General features: G+C 71.8%; 12 protein-coding genes. 6 read left to right on the top strand and 6 right to left on the bottom strand.

Annotated features, from left to right (window positions below; genetic code table 11):
- The first annotated feature begins 238 nt into the window (after nt 1-238).
- The 3 genes from DI272_RS02040 to DI272_RS02030 all read left to right on the top strand — a co-directional run bounded on the left by DI272_RS02040 (nt 239) and on the right by DI272_RS02030 (nt 5,540).
- A complete protein-coding gene (locus DI272_RS02040; protein WP_109493406.1) occupies nt 239-2,965 on the top strand; it encodes a hypothetical protein in 2,727 nt (908 codons plus the stop codon).
- Nucleotides 2,966-2,983: 18 nt separating this feature from the next.
- The gene (locus DI272_RS02035) at nt 2,984-4,384 is read left to right on the top strand and encodes an RICIN domain-containing protein (protein ID WP_258314433.1); all 1,401 of its coding nucleotides are present in this window, start codon (nt 2,984-2,986) and stop codon (nt 4,382-4,384) included.
- A 61-nt stretch (nt 4,385-4,445) separates the two neighbouring features.
- Nucleotides 4,446-5,540, top strand: a complete 1,095-nt coding sequence (locus DI272_RS02030; protein WP_109493404.1) for a mannose-binding protein — start codon at nt 4,446-4,448, stop codon at nt 5,538-5,540.
- A 71-nt stretch (nt 5,541-5,611) separates the two neighbouring features.
- On the opposite strand, the gene DI272_RS02025 is transcribed toward DI272_RS02030, so the two are convergent.
- The 5 genes from DI272_RS02025 to DI272_RS02005 all read right to left on the bottom strand — a co-directional run bounded on the left by DI272_RS02025 (nt 5,612) and on the right by DI272_RS02005 (nt 12,325).
- Nucleotides 5,612-7,069: a glycoside hydrolase family 43 protein gene (locus tag DI272_RS02025; protein ID WP_109493403.1), complete on the bottom strand. Its 1,458-nt coding sequence runs from the start codon at nt 7,067-7,069 to the stop codon at nt 5,612-5,614.
- Between the two features lie 60 nt (nt 7,070-7,129).
- On the bottom strand, nt 7,130-8,077 hold the full coding sequence (locus DI272_RS02020; RefSeq protein ID WP_109493402.1) for a carbohydrate ABC transporter permease: 948 nt from the start codon (nt 8,075-8,077) through the stop codon (nt 7,130-7,132).
- Nucleotide 8,078: 1 nt separating this feature from the next.
- A complete protein-coding gene (locus DI272_RS02015) occupies nt 8,079-8,984 on the bottom strand; it encodes a carbohydrate ABC transporter permease (protein ID WP_109493401.1) in 906 nt (301 codons plus the stop codon).
- Between the two features lie 35 nt (nt 8,985-9,019).
- Nucleotides 9,020-10,366: an extracellular solute-binding protein gene (locus DI272_RS02010; protein ID WP_109493400.1), complete on the bottom strand. Its 1,347-nt coding sequence runs from the start codon at nt 10,364-10,366 to the stop codon at nt 9,020-9,022.
- Nucleotides 10,367-10,498: 132 nt separating this feature from the next.
- Nucleotides 10,499-12,325, bottom strand: coding sequence for a glycoside hydrolase family 2 protein (locus DI272_RS02005; protein WP_109493399.1), 1,827 nt, complete (start codon nt 12,323-12,325; stop codon nt 10,499-10,501).
- Between the two features lie 174 nt (nt 12,326-12,499).
- Between DI272_RS02005 and DI272_RS02000 the strand changes: the two genes are divergently transcribed.
- From DI272_RS02000 to DI272_RS01990, 3 genes are all read left to right on the top strand, one after another.
- Complete coding sequence (locus DI272_RS02000; protein ID WP_109493398.1) at nt 12,500-13,516, top strand: LacI family DNA-binding transcriptional regulator; 1,017 nt, start codon at nt 12,500-12,502, stop codon at nt 13,514-13,516.
- Between the two features lie 539 nt (nt 13,517-14,055).
- Entirely contained in the window at nt 14,056-15,012 is a 957-nt protein-coding gene (locus tag DI272_RS01995) for a helix-turn-helix transcriptional regulator (RefSeq protein WP_258314432.1), read from the top strand.
- A 155-nt stretch (nt 15,013-15,167) separates the two neighbouring features.
- On the top strand, nt 15,168-15,602 hold the full coding sequence (locus tag DI272_RS01990; protein WP_109493397.1) for a hypothetical protein: 435 nt from the start codon (nt 15,168-15,170) through the stop codon (nt 15,600-15,602).
- 182 nt (nt 15,603-15,784) lie between these two features.
- On the opposite strand, the gene DI272_RS01985 is transcribed toward DI272_RS01990, so the two are convergent.
- Nucleotides 15,785-16,438: an ATP-binding protein gene (locus DI272_RS01985; RefSeq protein ID WP_258314431.1), complete on the bottom strand. Its 654-nt coding sequence runs from the start codon at nt 16,436-16,438 to the stop codon at nt 15,785-15,787.
- Nucleotides 16,439-16,456: the final 18 nt, after the last annotated feature.

Raw genomic sequence — 16,456 nt, 5'->3', positions numbered from 1 at the left:
GCTGCAGAGGCCGAAGGGATGGAACGCGTCTTGTGCTGCTGGAGGACGTGCCGGTGACCGGGCACGACAACGGTCCCGCCTCGGCGGCCATGATCCTGACCGGCAGCGGTGCCGCATGACGCGCTGGAGCTCCTTCGGCAGGCGCCGCGGCAGCGACCGGCCGTCAGCCGTTCGCGGGGCCGGGCCGGCGAGCCCTGCGTCCCGGGACGACACGCCAGGGACGGCCACCCAGGTACTGGTGGAGGACTACGACAGCCTGCTGCTGCTCCGTTCCCCCGCGGACGACTCGCTGAGCCCGACCGACATCGCCGACCTGGCCCGCGGCCAGCGCTCCGACGACGGAACCCTGACCCTCGTCGCGGGCAGCGAGAGCGTGACGGCGGATGCCTTCTGGCCTCGGCTGAGCCAACTCCTGGACACCTTGGGCGACTCGGGCACCGAAACCGTCCGGCTGGCCCTGGCCGGCGCCGGTCTCGACGGCGCGGACCGGCCCGCCACGGCCCGCCGGATCGCCGACGCATGGGGGCTGACAGTGGAGGCCCCGGACGGGCCGCCGCTCCTCGTGCCCGGCGGCACACTCTTCGTCCCCGGCGTCCCGGTCGGATCCGCGACGGACGGCGGCTGGTGGCGCTTCGCCCCGCAGACGCGGCCGAGGCCGCTGGGTCCGCGCACCCCCGCCCCTTCCTGGCAGGACGCGCTGCGCGGCATCCCCGCGGGCACGGACAGCGGCTGCGTCGTCGAGCAGATACCGGCGGGACTGCTGATCCGCCCCGCCGAGGCGGCACCGACCCGGCCGGGCGACCTCTACCACTCCGTACCGGTCTCTCCCGCGCGCCTCGCGGTCGTCGTCGGCGTGCACCACGGCGAGGACGTCCTGGCCGATGACGTCGGCGACATCCTCGCCGCTCTGCCGGAACCGGTCAGATCAGCCGTCCGACTGGCGCCGGGCGGCCGGCGTGACCTGCTGCCGCTCGCGCAGTCGGTCGCCGACCGGTTGGACGCCGAAGTGGAGTTGATGACCGGGCTGCCGCTCATCGCCGCCGGCCGCCCGCTCGGAACGTACTCCGTGCAGTCGGTCCTGGTGGGAGCCGACCGTACGCCGCGATGGCTGCCCTTCGTCGACGCCGTCATGTGCAGACCCGCCCGGGGCGCCGCCCAGGCGCCGCCACCCCGGCTGCTGCGCTGGACCGCGCCCGTGCCGGGCGCCGCCCAACCCGCGGACGGCGTGGTCGCCCTGTCCGACCGGTGGCAGGTCACGGTCACCCGGGCAGGTCTGTGGGTCGGCCCGCTCGACGGCCCCCGCCTGTCCCACACGGACCGCCCCGTGAGCCCGTCCGGCCCGCTCATCGAGGTCGGCCTTCCGGGCGAACGCCTCGACCTGTCGCTGTGGCCGGTCTTGTCGAGCCTGCTGGGCGCACTGCTCCCCGCCCTCCGCGCGAGTGTCACCCTGCATGTGCACGGCAGTCCCCAGGACGGCGGCCGTGAGCTGCGCCGCCTGGCCGCGCACCACGGCCTGCGGACGATCCGATTCGCCTCCTTCACTCCTTCGGCCCCGCTCCGGAGAGAGCTGACCGGTCCGCCGGAGACGGCCGCCAGACCACACACGACGTCCGGCCCGGGACGCGCCGAGCACCCAGCCCCGACATCCCCTGCGTCGAAACCGAGCCCGAGCGCACGCCCCGCACAGGCTGGTGCCGCACAAGGCGCCGAGGAACAGCCCCCAGCCGCCGAGCCGACTGCCGCGGCTGCCCCTGCCCTGCCGCGACCGGCCCCGCCGAAGGCCGTCGGACCGGGGAGCGCCGAGCGCCCCGGCCCGTCCAACACCCCCCGGGAGCACGAGGCCTCCGAAGGGACGAGCCGCACGGGACCGGTCGCCGTCGCCGCCACGCCCGACAGCTCCCGTACCGCTCAAGGCGCCACCTCGCCCCGGACACCGGACGAGGGCGAGGACTCCGCGGCCCCGGGTCAGGCTCCGCCTCCAGCCAAGGCGTCGGCGCGCACCGCGCCGGAGAGCGTGTCCGCCGCCCCGCGAGGACTCGTCACGACCGGTTCCACGCCTGGCGGGCCCCTCGCCGAAACACAGGAGCGGGCTGCCGACCAGGCGCCCCTGCGGCAAGAGGCAGGCTCCGATCCTGCCGCCGAGACTCCCCGTGCACCCGATGCCCCGCAGCCGCCGAGCAGCTCCCTGCCTCCCGTCCCCTTCGGCCCGGGGCACCGCAGCACGGAGGACGAGCGCCATGTGTTCCGTGCGCTGGCGGACGCGGAGTGGGACCGGCACGGGACGGCCGTGACCCGGGCGCTGGCCCGGATGCCCGCACTGCGCGGCAAGGAACAGGAGGCCGCTCGCGCCGATCTGATCGCGCTGCGGCTGTATCTGCACAACACCGAGGGGCCGTTGAGTCACCAGGCCCTGGCGCGTGCCGTGCGCGCGCACGACAGTGGCCTGCTGCCGTACGTGGCATGCCTGACGTCAGCGCTGAACCGACTGCCCTCCTACCGAGGCGTGGTGCTGCGCGCCACCGGCGGCACCGCGGACCGCACCGTGCCACGCCCCGGGGCACTGCTCCGCGACGCGGCCCCCGTGAGCGCCACTCCGCTCGACCCGGCCCGCCCGTCGATGACGACGGGCGCGAGTTACGTCATCTGGTCCGTCGGCGCCCGCCGGGTACGGCAACTGCTGGACCCCGGCGACGGACCGGAGGAAGTGGTGTTCACCCCCGGGTCCCTCTTCAGGGTTCTGGACGTGCGCCGCAGCGGACAGGACCAGGCCCACCAGATCTTCCTGCGTGAACTGCCCGGCTCCCACGCGCCGGTCAGGTCCGACCCCGAAGGGGACCTCGCCGCACTCGCCCGCCTCGACGAGGCCGTGCGCGGACGCTCGGCCCCGGCGCGTGCCGAGCAGTGGCCCGAGCGCTGCTCCGGGCCCTTCGGCACCGCGCAGCCGGAAACCACCGCGAACCACTGACACGAGTAGGGGAGTCGCATGGCTCGTCAGACTGATCCTGCCGGTGAGACGCCGCCGGCCGGGCCCGAACCGTCCGGCAGCCGCCGTCCCTCAGGGGCGCCGTCCGAGTCCGGTGCGTCGCCGGTGACGGTCCGCCGGGCCGTGCCGCTCCAGGGAACAGCGCAGGACCCCGGCGCGGCGCTGACACCGGGTGGGGGAGGACGCGGGGGCACGGGCACGGCGTCAACGGCCGCCGCGCCCGCGGCGGCACCGGATGCCTCCGCCGCCGCCGAGCCGGCGGCCGTACCCGCTCCGCCCCCGAACCCGCGAAGCGAGCCCGCGCGCACGGACAACGAGAGCGCCGCGGGGGCCGGGAGCAAGGGCGCCGAGCCAACTGCGGCGGTCCGGGAGGAGGAAGCGCCGAGGCCTTCCGCACCCAGCGCCGAACCCGGCGCAGCCGTCCCAGCCCTCGCGCCCGGCGCCGCCGTGCCCTCCTCCGCGCCCGGCGTCGCGGCCACCGAGTCGGGCCCCGACGTCGTCGCCGCAGGATCGGGAAACGGGGGTACGGGCGCCGCGGCGGTCGGCGAAGCGCACGGGGGTCCCAAGAAGCCGATGCTGGCCGCCGCGGCCATCGTCGGGGCGATCCTGATCGGGGTTCCGTTCCTTGTGGCGGGGCAGGGCGACAAGGACGACCGCGGTGCGGAACGGACCGACAACGCGGCCGGCACGGTTCTGGACACGGACCAGGTCCCGCACGCCTCGGAGAGCTACGCCACCGAATCGCCGACCCCTGCCGCTTCCACCTCCGCCTCCCCTTCGTCCAGTAAGTCGCCCGAGGAGAAACAGGCCAAGGACACGCACCGCGCGCCGGTGGTCAAGCCGCAGCAGGCCACCCCCACGGCCGGTGTGTCCGAGAAGGCCGAGCAGAAGAAGGCCACCACCGTCAGCGCCACCGAGAAGCTGCGCCGGCAGGCCAACGCGGCGTCCAGCGCCCGCAGCATCCTGGTCAGGAACGCGACGACCGGCCTGTGCGCCGATGTCCCCGCCTTCGGCAACGGCAAGGTCGACGGCCCGGTCAACCAGTACCCCTGCAACGGCACGGCCGCCGACAACCAGCTGTGGAACCTGGAGGTCGCGGAGGCCGAAGGCGGCCCCCAAGGGGCCTCGCTGTTCCTGATCAGGAACAGCAAGGACAAGTTCTGCATGGACCTGCCCTACTACGGCTCGGCGGCCACGGGCACCAACGTCACCGAGTACTACTGCCGCGCGACCGCCGACAACCAGCTGTGGTGGCTCGATCCCCGCTCGGACGGCTCGTACTGGATCCGCAGCTACTCCAGCAACAACCTCTGCCTGGGACTGGAGGGGGGCGCGTCCGCCGGGAACGACGCGCACCTGGAGATCGGCGGATGCGGTCCCGCCGACCGCTGGACGATCTGACGTACATCCGTGAGAGCGCCGACTGCCCTGAGGCCCCCGACAGACGACGGAGAACGACCGCATGAGTGCACAACGAAACGCGGGAGACGGCACTTCCCCCGACACCGCCGCCGGCACCCCGCAGGTGCGCGTTGCGGTCGCTCTGCCAGCTTCCCCCGAGCCGCCCGTGGGGGCGCTGACCCCGGGCCGCGCCGTGCCCGCCCCGGACACGACGGCGGGTGAAGCGGCGCAACAGGAGCGTGCTTCGGCCGCCCCGGCCCGCCCGGAGGCCGCGGGCGCGGACGCCGGCGAACAGGCGACAACGCTGTCGGGCACCTCCGTAGCGCCGGAACCGGACGAGGAGTCGGCTGCTGCCGGGACGGCGGAATCCCGCGCCGAGGCGACCGAGCCGAACAGGGGCGTGCCGCTGCTCGCCACGGACGCCGACCACCCCGGCGCGGACTCGGGGGAGTCGCACGGCGGACGGCCCAAGAAGCCGATGCTGGCCGCCGCGGCCATCGTCGGCGCCGTGCTCATCGCGGTGCCCTTCCTGCTGATGGGAGACACGTCGGACGACGACAGCAAGCAGGCGACGGCGAACTCCGCCGGGCACGAGGATTCCGACACCCTCCTGGGAGCGGGCGCGACGCACCAGGCACCGGACGGCTACGCCACTCGCACTCCCACCGCCGCACCGAGCAAGAAGGCGTCGAAGAAGCCCGAACCGAGCCCCACCCGGTCCCCGGAGCCGCAGGGCGCGGGCGGTGCGGCCACGGACGCCAAGCCCGGCACGACGCCCAGCGCAACCCGCTCAGCGAAGAGCCCGGACAAGGAGCCCGAGCCCAGGACGCCGGTGTGGACGAGCACGTCCGTCACGGCCCCGAGCACGCTGTCCGCCGGGGAGTCCTGGAGCACCAACCGGATCAAGATGACCATGCAGACGGACGGCAATCTCGTCGTCTACAACGAGAAGGGCAAGGCGACCTGGGCGTCCATGACCTTCGGCGCCCACCACACGGCCCGGTTCCAGACGGACGGCAATCTCGTCATCCACAACGGCGACGACAAACCCATCTGGGGTGCCGACGTCTGGGGGCACCCGGGCGCGAAGCTGGTTCTCCGGGCGGACGGCAAGGTGGTCATCATGGACGGCACCGACGTGACCTGGTCCACCTGAGACCGACGGGCCGGGAGCGGCGGTGCAGCGGCCGCCCCGGTGCTGCCTGGGGGCCGCCGCCGTCCGCCGGGTCAGTCGGTGTACACCTCGGCCCGGTCCACGCTCACGAAGGAGGCCGTGGACCGGGCGTTGTGCTTGCCGGTCACCCGCACGCGCAGGGTGTGCCGGCCGGAGGCGAGTCTCGGGCTGACGTACTGCACGGTCTCGCCGGTGCGGAGGGCCCCGTAGAAGTCGACCCGGGTCTCCGCGCCGCCGTCGACGCTGAGGGCGGCGATGCCGTTGCCGGTGTCGCGTACCGACAGCAGCGCGATCCGGGTGCCCGTGAAGGTGAAGGTCGCGGTGTTGCCGGCCTGGTCGCTCCAGTGGTCGTCGCCCCAGAAGCACTGCGTGGCACAGCCGGTGCCGGAGTTCCAGCCCCCGGTGTAGGTGAGGGTGCCGTCGCCGCTGGAGCGGCCGTCGTCGTTGATCCAGTGGTTGCCCGAACCGGGGTCGCCGGAGGGCAGGTTCTGGGTGGCGCCCATCGCGAGCGGGGTCCCGAGGTCCGGGCTGCCGTCGGCGTTCCAACGGATCTGCTGGGCGCGGCTGGTGCGGTCGCCGTAGGTGTACTGGGAGGTCGTCTTGGCGTGGTAGACCATCCAGTCCTGGCTGCCGTCGGGGGACTTGAAGAAGGCGTGGTGGCCGGGCCCGTACACGCCGACGGCGTCGTTGCGTGAGAACACCGCGCCGCCGTGCTGCTGCCAGGCGGCGGGCGCCAGCGGGTCGGCGCCGTCGGCCAGGGACAGCATCCACAGCTGGTAGTCGGGCTTGCCGGTGTCGCACGTCGAATAGGTCATCCAGGTACGGCCGTTGCGGTGCAGGAACTCCGGTCCCTCGCGCACCTCGGGGCAGCCGCCCGCGGCGTCGACGGCGACGGCGTCGCCGGAGACGGTGTAGGGGTTCGACAGCGGTGCGATGTTGAGCCCGTTGTGCTGGTAGGCGTTGATGCCGCTGTAGGCGAGGTACAGCTTGCCGTTGTGGGTGAAGACGCTGGGGTCGATCGCGAAGTCACCGGTGTGGTTGGGCGGGATCAGCGCCGACTTGAAGTGGTAGGGACCGGTTGGGGAGTCGGCGTCGGACTCCAGGACGTAGAGGCGGTGGTGGTCGTCCACACCGTCGTCGGCCGTGTAGTAGAGGTACCAGCGGTCGCCGAAGCGGTGGAACTCCGCGGCCCAGATGTTCTTGTTGCGGGAGGCGTCGGTGTCGGTCCAGACGGTGACGGGGTCGGAGGCGAGCAGGGTGGCCAGGGACGGCGAGCGCCACATGCGGATGCTGCCGCCCTGCGTCGTGGTCATGAAGTACGAGCCGTTGAAGTACGTCAGGTACGGGTCGGGTCCGGTGTTGAGCGGATTGCGGAAGGTGGTGGCGGTGGCGGTGGCGGCCGCGGCCTGGGGCGCCGCGGCCGACCTGGGCGGGGAGACGAGCGAGAACATCACGGCCGACAGCAGGGCGAGCAGTGCCGAGATGCGGATCGTGCGGGGGGATGTACTCATGGGCGACTCCGTGGGACGAGTGGTGCCTCGGTGGTGGGGCCTTTCAGCCGGAGGGCGGGTTCACTGGCCGCCGAGTCCCGTCGTGGCGACGGACTTGACGATGTGCCGCTGGAAGAACAGGAAGACGACCACCAACGGCAGCGCGGCCAGCACGGCCGACGCCATCGACTGGGCGTACTGGACGCCGTAGGCGTCCTTGACCGACGTGATGCCGACGGGCAGGGTCATCAGGCCGGGGTCTGAGGTGGCGACGAAGGGCCACAGGAAGTTGTTCCAGGCCCCGATGAACACGAAGATCGCGACGGCCGACAGCATCGGGCGGGACAGCGGCAGGAACACGGACCAGAAGATCCGGATGTGTCCGGCGCCGTCGATGCGGGCCGCCTCCTCCAACTCCCTGGGCAGGGAGTCGAAGTGCTTCTTCAGGATGAACACCATGACCGGCGCGACGGTCTGCGGCAGGATGACGGCCGCGTAGGTGTCGACCAGGTTCAGGGTCAGCATCTGCTGGAACCACGGCACGATCAGCATCTGCGGCGGCACCAGGACCGCCGCCACCGTGAGGGTGAACAAGGCCTTGCGGCCCGCGAACCGGGTGCGGGAGAAGGCGTAGCCGGCCATCGCGGACACGGCCACCGTGACGACCGTGACGACGGCCGCGATCAGGAAGCTGTTGAACATCCACAGCGGCAGGTCGCCGCGCTCCCACACACTGCTGAACCCCGCGAGGGTGAAGCCGTGCTGCGGCCACAGCCAGTGGACCGGATCGCTGGCGTCCTGCTCCGACTTGAACGCCGTCAGCAGTCCCCAGCCGACCGGCAGCAGCCAGAGCAGGGCCAGCAGGGTCAGCACCGCGAAGGTGAGGGTGCGGGCGGTGCGGCTCTCGCCCAGGGAGAGGTGGGTGCGGCGGGCCTCGGCACGGTGTCTGCGGGCCGCCACCTCCCGGATGACGGGTGAGCGGGGCGTGGTCCTGGGGCTGCGGGCGGGCAGCTCGGTGGTAGAGGTCATGTCACTTCTCCCGGCGGCGGAGGGCGGCGTACTGGGCCGCGGAGGCGAGGATGACGAGGGCGAAGAAGACGTAGCTGATCGCCGAGGCGTAGCCGAGCCGGTAGCCGGTGAAGCCGACGTCGTACATGTACTCGATGACCGGGCGGGTGGAGTTGTCCGGGCCGCCCTTGGTGAGCAGGTAGATCTGGTCGAAGACCTTCAGCGAGGCGAGGACCTGGAGCACGGTGACGACGACGGTGATCCGGCTGAGCTGCGGCAGCGTGATGGAGAACAGGCGCCGCCAGGCGCCCGCGCCGTCGAGTGCCGCGGCCTCGTAGAGGTGGTCGGGCACGGACTGCAGGGCGGCGAGGTAGAGAAGGAAGTTGAAACCGACGGTCCACCACAGGGTGGTGAGCACGATCGCCCACATCGCGACCGACTTGTCGCTCAGCCAGGCCACGGAGTCGAGTCCGACGGCGTTGAGGAGCTGGTTGTACAGGCCGAGGTCGCCCTGGAAGAGCCAGGCCCACACCAAGGTGACCACGCCGACGGGCAGCAGATACGGCGCGAAGAAGGCCAGGCGCCACACCCACTGGCCGGGCAGTCCGGTGTGGACCAGCAGCGCCATGCCGAGGGCGACGACGACGAGCGGGACGGTCGACAGGACGGTGAACCACAGGGTGTGGCCGAGCGCCCGCCACATCTCCGCGTCCCGCAGCGCCTCGGAGAAGTTGTCGAGGCCGACGAAACTCGGTGTGTGGGCCGACAGCGAGGTGTCGGTGAAGCTCATCCACAGCCCCTGGACCAGGGGCCAGACCATGAAGAGGGCGAAGAGCACCAGGAAGGGCAGGGCGAACAGCAGGCCGGGGGAGAGGATCCGGCGCGCCGGGAGCGTCCCGGTGCGGGACGGAACGGTGGGAGAGGACATCGTTGTGCCTCCTGCGCGGATGGTTCGCGGCCGGATCAGGCCGGGCTTGGCTTGGAGAGGAAGGTGTTGAGGCGCCGCACCATCGCGCGTGCGGCGCGGTCCGGGCTCATGTCACCCAGGAGGGCCTGCTGGAGGACCTGGGACATGGCGTTCTGGAAGTCCGAGCCCGCTCCGGCGAACCATGCCGCCGGGTCGAGGACGACGTGGTCCGCGGCCTGCGCGTAGTGGGACTGCGGTTCGAGCGCGGCGTACGCGGCTGTCCCGGTGACGGGTGTGTAGGCGGGGATGTGGCCGGCGGTGGCCCAGATCTGTCCGGCCTTGAGCAGCGCGGCCACCGCGCGGTGGGTGCGGCGCCGGTGCTCCTCGTCCGGGTGGTCGCGGCGGGGGAGGACGAAGGAGTGCGAGTCGGCGTAGACGGCCGGGGTGCCGAACACGGTGGGGAAGGGGGCCGCGCCGACGTTTGTGTCGGTCGTGCGGAAGGTGCCCAGTTCCCATTCGCCGGAGAGGATCATCGCCGTCTGGTTGTTGACGAAGGAGGCGATGGCGGAGGCGTAGTCGAGGCTGCGGGGGTTGACGGTGCCGTCGACGATCTTGGCCATGAAGGCGATGACCTCGGCCATCCGGTCGACGTCCACCTCGGCCGGGCCGCCCTCGGGCAGGTCGAACCGGCCGCCGGTCTGGTGGTACAGGCCGTAGAACAGCCGCCAGCACTGGGCGGTGTCGGTGACGTAGCCGAACGCGATGCCCTGCTTGCCGGACGCCTTGGCGAGTTCCTTGCCCGCGGCGAGGAATGCGGCGGGGGAGGAGAAGGCGTCGGTGTCGAGGGTGCCGTCGGCGGTGAGCAGGCCCGCCTTCTTCGCCGGCCCGGGGTGGTAGAAGACGATGAAGGGGTGGGTGTCCAGGGGGATGGCGTAGGTCTTGCCGTCGAACTGGGTGCGGGACCACACCGCGTCGGCGAAGTCGTCGGGGGCGATGCCGTACTCCGCCAGCACGCCGAGGTCCCACGGGTCGAGCAGCCCGGTGGGCGCGTACCCGGCGAGCCGGGACATGTGCGAGACGGCGACGTCGGGTCCCCGGCCGCCGGCGGATGCCATGGCGAGCTTGGTGTAGTAGGGCGTGCCCCACTCCAGGACCGTGCGTTCGACGTGCGTCCCGGGCATGTCGGGCTGCGCCTTGGCCACCATGTCGTTCAGCAGGCCGCCGTCGGCGCCGCTGAACAGGTCCCACAGCCGTACGGTGGAGCCGTCGTCGGCCGCGAGGGCCGAGCCGCAGCCGGTGAGCGCTCCGGCGCCGAGGGCTGCCGCACCGGCGGCGAGTGCCGTCGTCAGGACGCGGCGTCTGGTCGGCCCGTGGCGACCGACCTGGGCGGGTGTGCCGGTCATGTGGTTCCTTTCCGGTGGGCGGGGCACGGGGAGGCAGTCCGCGTGCCCCGCCCACCACATGCTGCTTCTTACATCGATGTAAATCTTGAGCAGGGGGCGGTGTGTCCGCTCACGGCGAGCGGCGATCCGGCGTTACGGCGTGTTCTCGTACGCCGCCTCACGCACCTGGGCCTCGCGCAGAGCCGCCGTGTCGGCCTTCTCGGAGCGGTCGAAGCGGTAGACGCCGTTGCGCTCCTGGAAGACGTCGGTGAGCTGGGTGTAGCAGTAGCCGAACATGCCCGGGTCGTCGAGCAGCACGCCGGTCAGGCCGCGGAAGCGCTCCACGAACTCCGCCTCGGTGCGCGGTCGTTCGCCGTACCCCCAGGAGTTCGCCGAGTCGTCACCGGCCGCCGCGGCGGCCTCCGGGTCCCACCAGATCCCGCCGAACTCGCTGCAGAAGTAGGGCTGTCCGCGGTAGGGCACCGACCAGGCGCGGCCCTCGGGGCCGGTGTTGACGTACGGCCGGTCCGCGGCGAGCCCGGCCATGATCTTGGCGAACGCCACCGGGTCCTGCTCGTAGCAGTGCGAGTCGTAGACGTCCGTCTCCGGCACCCGGTGCGCGTAGCCGGAGGCGTCGATGACCGGCCGGGTCGGGTCGGCCTGCTTGGTGGCGAGGAACATGCCGCGGGTGACGTCGTCCAGCACGGTGATGCGGTCGTGCAGGTTCTGGTACGTCTCGTTCAGCGGGCACCAGCCGACGATCGAGGGGTGGGAGTGGTCCCGCTCCAGGGCCTCGATCCACTGGGTGACGAACGAGGCGTCGGGCCGCTGGTTGTCGTCGCGGACACCGACCTCGCAGCCCCAGTCCCCGAACTCGCCCCACACCAGGTAACCGAGCCGGTCCGCGTGGTAGAGGAAGCGCTCCTCGAAGACCTTCTGGTGCAGCCGGGCGCCGTTGAAGCCGGCCGCGAGCCCCAGCTCGATGTCCCGCAGCAGCGCGGCGTCGCTGGGCGCGGTCATCAGCCCGTCGGGGTAGTAGCCCTGGTCCAGCACCAGCCGCTGGAAGATCCGCTCGCCGTTGAGGAGCAGCTCCTTGCCGCGCACCGAGACCGAGCGCAGGCCGGCGTAGGAACGGACGGCGTCGACGACCTCCCCGTCCGGGCCGAGGACCTCCAGGGCGAGGTCGTACAGGTGGGGATCGGCGGGCGACCAGGTGCGCTGCCGCGCCTCCGGGACGGCGAGCGTCAGCCGCGGGCACAGGTCGAGGTCGGCGCGCCCCTCGGCGGCGACGACGACGCCGTCGGCGTCGCTGAGCGTGGCGCGCACCCGGTGCCCGGCGACGTTCGCGGACAGCGGCAGCTCGACCAGGAAGGAGCCGGTGGCCAGCTCGGGGGTGATGCGGGGGCGGCGCAGGGCGACCGTCCGGGGGACCGGCTCCAGCCACACGGTCTGCCAGATGCCGGTGGTCCGGGTGTAGTGGCAGTGCGAGTTGGCGTACCAGGTGGCCTGCTTACCGCGGGCCTGCACGGTGTGCCGGCTGTCCCGGGCGCGGACGACGACGGTGAGTTCCTCGCCCGCCGCGACCACGTCGCCGAGGTCGGCGGTGAAGGGAGTGAAGCCGCCGCGATGACGGGCGACCTCCTGGCCGTTGGCCCACACGGTGGTGTCGTGGTCGACGGCCCCGAAGTGCAGCAGGACGCGGGCGTCGGTCCACTCGGCGGGCACGGTCACGGTGCGCCGGTACCAGACCGCCTCCAGGAAGTCCGTCTCACCGATGCCGGACAGCTCCGACTCCGGGCAGAACGGGACGAGGATGCGGTCGGCCAGGTCGCGGTCGGGGAGGCCGCGTTCCAGACCGGTGTCGGACCGGTCGATCTCGAACTGCCACTCACCGTTGAGGTTCAGCCAGGCGTCCCGCACGAACTGGGGCCTGGGGTACTCGGGGCGGGGTGGTTCGTCCGGGAGGTACGGGTCGGGCATGGTGCTCCTCGTGGCGAGTGTGCAGGTCGGTGCGTGATGCGGATGGTGCGGCCACATGGCACCATGCCGATTACATCGATGTAAATAGCTCGGGCGCAGATTCTGCGGGAACCGGTGGCCGGAAAGCGCTCTCCGTGATCGGTATGATCACCGGAGTTCGGAAGGAAGGGCAGCGTGGCGGCCAGACCGAGGATCAAGGACGTGGCGGAGTACGCCGGCGTCTCACCCAAAACCGTCTCCAACGTGATCAACAACTACGAACACGTCTCGGAACGGACCCGCACAGCCGTCCAGGAGGCGATCGACGCCCTCGGCTACCGCGTGAACATCGCCGGCCGCCAACTGCGCCAGGGCCGCACCGGCATGATCACCCTCGCCGTGCCCGAACTCGACGTCGCGTACTTCTCCGAACTGGCCCGCCATGTCATGGAGGCGGCCGGACGCCACGGCCGCACCGTACTGATCGACCACACCGGCGGAGAGCGCGACCGTGAACTGGCCGCACTCCACGGCTTCGACACCCAGTTCTGCGACGGAGTGATCCTCAGCCCCCTGTCCCTGCTGCCCCGCGACCTCGCCACCCGCGACCGCCGGCTGCCCCTGGTACTGCTCGGCGAACACTCCGCCGAAGGACACACCGACCACGTCGGTATCGACAACGTGCGCGCCGCACGCGAGGCCACCGAACACCTGCTGGCCCGGGGGCGCCGCCGTATCGCGGTCATCGGCGGCACCCTGCGCGGCAGACAGGGCACCGACCGGCTGCGCACCGACGGCTACCGCGAGGCCCTGGCCGCGGCTGGGCTGCCCTTCGAGGCCGACCTGGTGGTGCCGGTGGAGGCCTATCACTGGCGGGACGGCGCCGAGGCCGCCGCCAGTGCGGCACGGGACGCCTCCCCGCCGGACGCGCTGCTGTGCCTGAACGACAACCTGGCGCTCGGCGCCCTGCGCGCCCTGCACGAGGCCGGTGTGCGGGTGCCCGACGAGATCGACGTGATCGGTTTCGACGACATCCAGGCCTCGCGGTTCAGCGTGCCCAGCCTGAGCACCGTCGCCCCCGACAAACGGGAGATCGCCCGCCTCGCGGTCACCCTGCTCCTGGACCGCGTGGACGCCCCCGACTCCACCGCCCCGTACCGGGATGTGGTCGTCGGCCATCGGGTCGTCGTCCGGGAGAGCAGCGGGGGCTGAGCCGCCGCACCGGGGCCGACGCCGCGCCTGCTCATCGCCGCCGGGCTACTCAGGCCGGCGGCGGGACGGGCGGTGCCCTGAGGCGGCTGAACGGCTGAGACTCCCGGCACGGCACATGCGCCAGGTCTCGACCCGTGTATCCGTCCTTGAGGTCCCGCCGTGCCAGGTGGTGTCGTCGTCAGCGCGCTCATCCTCGGGAGTGCGCCGGACGCGGTGAACTCCGGCAGCGCCCCCTCTCGCGGCCGGGCGGCGGTTCCTCTCCCTTGCGGGCGTCTTTCACAGGTGTTCTGCGTGGGCGTTCTTCACGAGTGTGCTTTACGGGTGTTCTGAGACGTCGGCTTCAGGTGCCGGTACCTCCGGGGCAAGGCCGGGACGCGGTGGTGGCGGGAGGACGGGGCACGGCTTTGGCCGGGAGTGGCTCTTGGGGTGTGCCGGGTTGGGGCATGCTGAGGGTGCGTTCACGCGCTCTGTCGCCGTGTCAGGGGGGCCGGTTGGTGTTACGCGTTCACTTCACGGCGGAAGACCTTGCCCGGACCCGGGTGGCGGCGACCATCGGCGTCGCGGCGGAGATCTACTACAGCCTGGAGCTGCTGAGGGAGAAGCGGGACCTGCCTCACCTGCGGTCGTGGCGGTCAGCGGTGGCGGGGCGGATGGGAGCGGACACACGCCCCCTGACGTCGCTCATCCCGGTGCGCGGCCCCGGACTTGATCTGCTGGCGCTGATGGGTGATGTGGTTTCTCTGGACCACGCCGTGGACAACCTGCTGCACGCCCCGGTGTCCCGGTTGCGACGCGAGTTCGAAGGTCTCGACTTCCACCCCGCACACCTGCCCTGGGCCAGGCGGGTGTCCGAGGGGGACCGGGACGCCCTGCGGGAGCTCGCCGAAGCGGTGCGCGCCTGCCACCGGCTGACCGTGGAGCCGTACTGGCATCGAGGGCGGTCCGAACTGGTCGCGCTGTCCACCCGTTGCGCGAACCTGGTGCTGGAGGGCGGCACCGATCTGTTGCTGCGCTCGATCTGCCCACCCCTGGTGCGCTGGCGTCCGCCCGTCCTCGAAGCTCCCTACCCGCGGCGGGTGGAGGTGCGCCTGCAGGGCAGGGGGCTGATCATCACGCCCACGGTCTTCTCGAAGCTGCCGGTGAGTCTGCTGTGGGACCCGCTCGACATCACCCAGCCGCCCCGGTTGACCGTGCCGGCCCTTCGCCGGCCGCTGACCGGTACGGAGTTGGGCGAGTCGGAGGACTCCACCGTGCGGAACCTGGAGTCTCTGCTCGGCCGCACGCGAGCCGCTGCTCTGCAGGTGACGGCGGAAGGCTGCACGACCACCGAGCTGGCACGCCGCCTCAACGTCACTCCCGCAGCGGCCAGTCAGCACGCGAGCGTGCTGCGGAACACGGACCTCATCACCACCAGCCGCCGAGGCGGGTCCGTACTGCACTTCATCACCCCCCTCGGACTGGCCCTGTTGCGGACCGGCTCCCTGACCCAGGGGTGAGCCCCGGGAGCGCAGCGCCACGGTCCTGCGGTGGCGCATGGCCGTTCCCGCCGTCACGGCGCCCCCTTTAAGGCGTGGCTTAAGAGGTGGGCCGCAGGTGGCAGGCCCGTCCAGGATGTGAAGCCGCAACCGGCCCACCCCACCCTGGAGAACACATGAAGACGCATCTCGCCGCCGTGCTCGGCTCCGCCGTGCTGACCGCGGGCACGTTGCTGGGCGCTCCTGCCGCCGGCGCTCAGACCTCCGCCTACCCCGTCACTCCCGTCGAGCCCATCGAGGTCGGCAACACGTGGACGATGGGAACGATCACCTGGTACGACCGCTCGATCGCGGTGGCGGGAACACACAAGTCGGTGAGCGCGGCCGGCCCGGAGTACTGCCGACGTACCTGGGTGTACACCTACGACGCCGCCGGCGCGAGGTTGGGCTCGGCCGGCTCCTACGCCGCCGACACGGCGTGCGGCACGACCAAGACCTACAGCAGCTTCGCCGTTCCGGCCAATGTCCCCGGCGGAGCCGCGCTCGTGCGTGTCTGCCTCGACGACGGCAACCTCAAGGACCTGCTCTGCCGGCCCTACCGGCGGCCCTGAGCCCTGCCCCCTCGGATCGGCCGGAGTCTGCACCGGAAGGTCCCGTAGGGCAGGAAGTCGCCGTTGCTGACAAGGGCCAGGAGGGTCAGAACCCCCTCGGCGCCGGTGGCGGCGACGTGCTGTGCCTCGGACGGGGCCGCCGGCGAACCTTCGTCATGCCGGCCTTGTCTGCTGAGCGTGTCTCAGACGCCGCGGCGGTCGTCGATTTCGATGGAGAGGTGCGGCCACGCTGTGGCCAGCCGTGCCAGATCATCGGCCGCTGCGCCACCTGCTGTACGCAGGAACTCGTCCGGCAGGAAGTGGACGGTGGTCCCGGTCGTGCGGTCGTCTGCGACCGGGCGCAGATCGGTGGTGGGCACGCCGTGCTCGTACCGCTGTGTCCAGGAGCCGTTGCGCCGGCGGTTCGTGTGGACGAGCCATGTGCTGAGCGCGGCGACGACGGACATGCCCTGGCGAGGATGTGTGTCGGGAAGGGACGGCGTGTCAGGGTTGTCGAAGAACCGGAGGTCCCTTGTCGCCATGACGGGCTTCTTCACGACGAGTCCGTGCTCGTCGCGTCGCGTATCGGTGCCCCGTCCGTTGTCGGCCACGCTCACCGACCCGTCCGGATGGAGGACGATGCGGCAGTGGCCGCCGTTGTCTGACTCCGCCTCATCCGCCGCATAGGCGATGACTTCCAGGATCAGGTGGAGGAGGCCGCCGGGAGCGAAGGCGGCCGGGGCCTGGCGGATGCGCTCAAGGTGGTCGTGGTCGACGGTGTTTGCCCAGTCGTGCGTGGTGTTTCGCCAGGCAGACCTTGAGGTGTCCATCCATGAAGTATGCGGGGTGGCGGGCATCGTCTGAGCAAACGGGTG

The sequence above is a fragment of the Streptomyces sp. Act143 genome (assembly GCF_003143935.1).
In the GTDB taxonomy this organism is placed as follows: Bacteria; Actinomycetota; Actinomycetes; order Streptomycetales; family Streptomycetaceae; genus Streptomyces.
This window is presented reverse-complemented; position numbering and strand designations above follow the sequence as displayed.

Bases quoted from the DNA above. Each gene is read 5' to 3' on its own strand.
- DI272_RS02015 (WP_109493401.1), bottom strand. From the start codon at position 8,984: ATGTCCTCTCCCACCGTTCCGTCCCGCACCGGGACGCTCCCGGCGCGC.
- DI272_RS02010 (WP_109493400.1), bottom strand. From the start codon at position 10,366: ATGACCGGCACACCCGCCCAGGTCGGTCGCCACGGGCCGACCAGACGC.
- DI272_RS01985 (WP_258314431.1), bottom strand. From the start codon at position 16,438: ATGCCCGCCACCCCGCATACTTCATGGATGGACACCTCAAGGTCTGCC.
- DI272_RS02030 (WP_109493404.1), top strand. From the start codon at position 4,446: ATGAGTGCACAACGAAACGCGGGAGACGGCACTTCCCCCGACACCGCC.
- DI272_RS02025 (WP_109493403.1), bottom strand. From the start codon at position 7,069: ATGAGTACATCCCCCCGCACGATCCGCATCTCGGCACTGCTCGCCCTG.
- DI272_RS01990 (WP_109493397.1), top strand. From the start codon at position 15,168: ATGAAGACGCATCTCGCCGCCGTGCTCGGCTCCGCCGTGCTGACCGCG.
- DI272_RS02020 (WP_109493402.1), bottom strand. From the start codon at position 8,077: ATGACCTCTACCACCGAGCTGCCCGCCCGCAGCCCCAGGACCACGCCC.
- DI272_RS02035 (WP_258314433.1), top strand. From the start codon at position 2,984: ATGGCTCGTCAGACTGATCCTGCCGGTGAGACGCCGCCGGCCGGGCCC.
- DI272_RS02005 (WP_109493399.1), bottom strand. From the start codon at position 12,325: ATGCCCGACCCGTACCTCCCGGACGAACCACCCCGCCCCGAGTACCCC.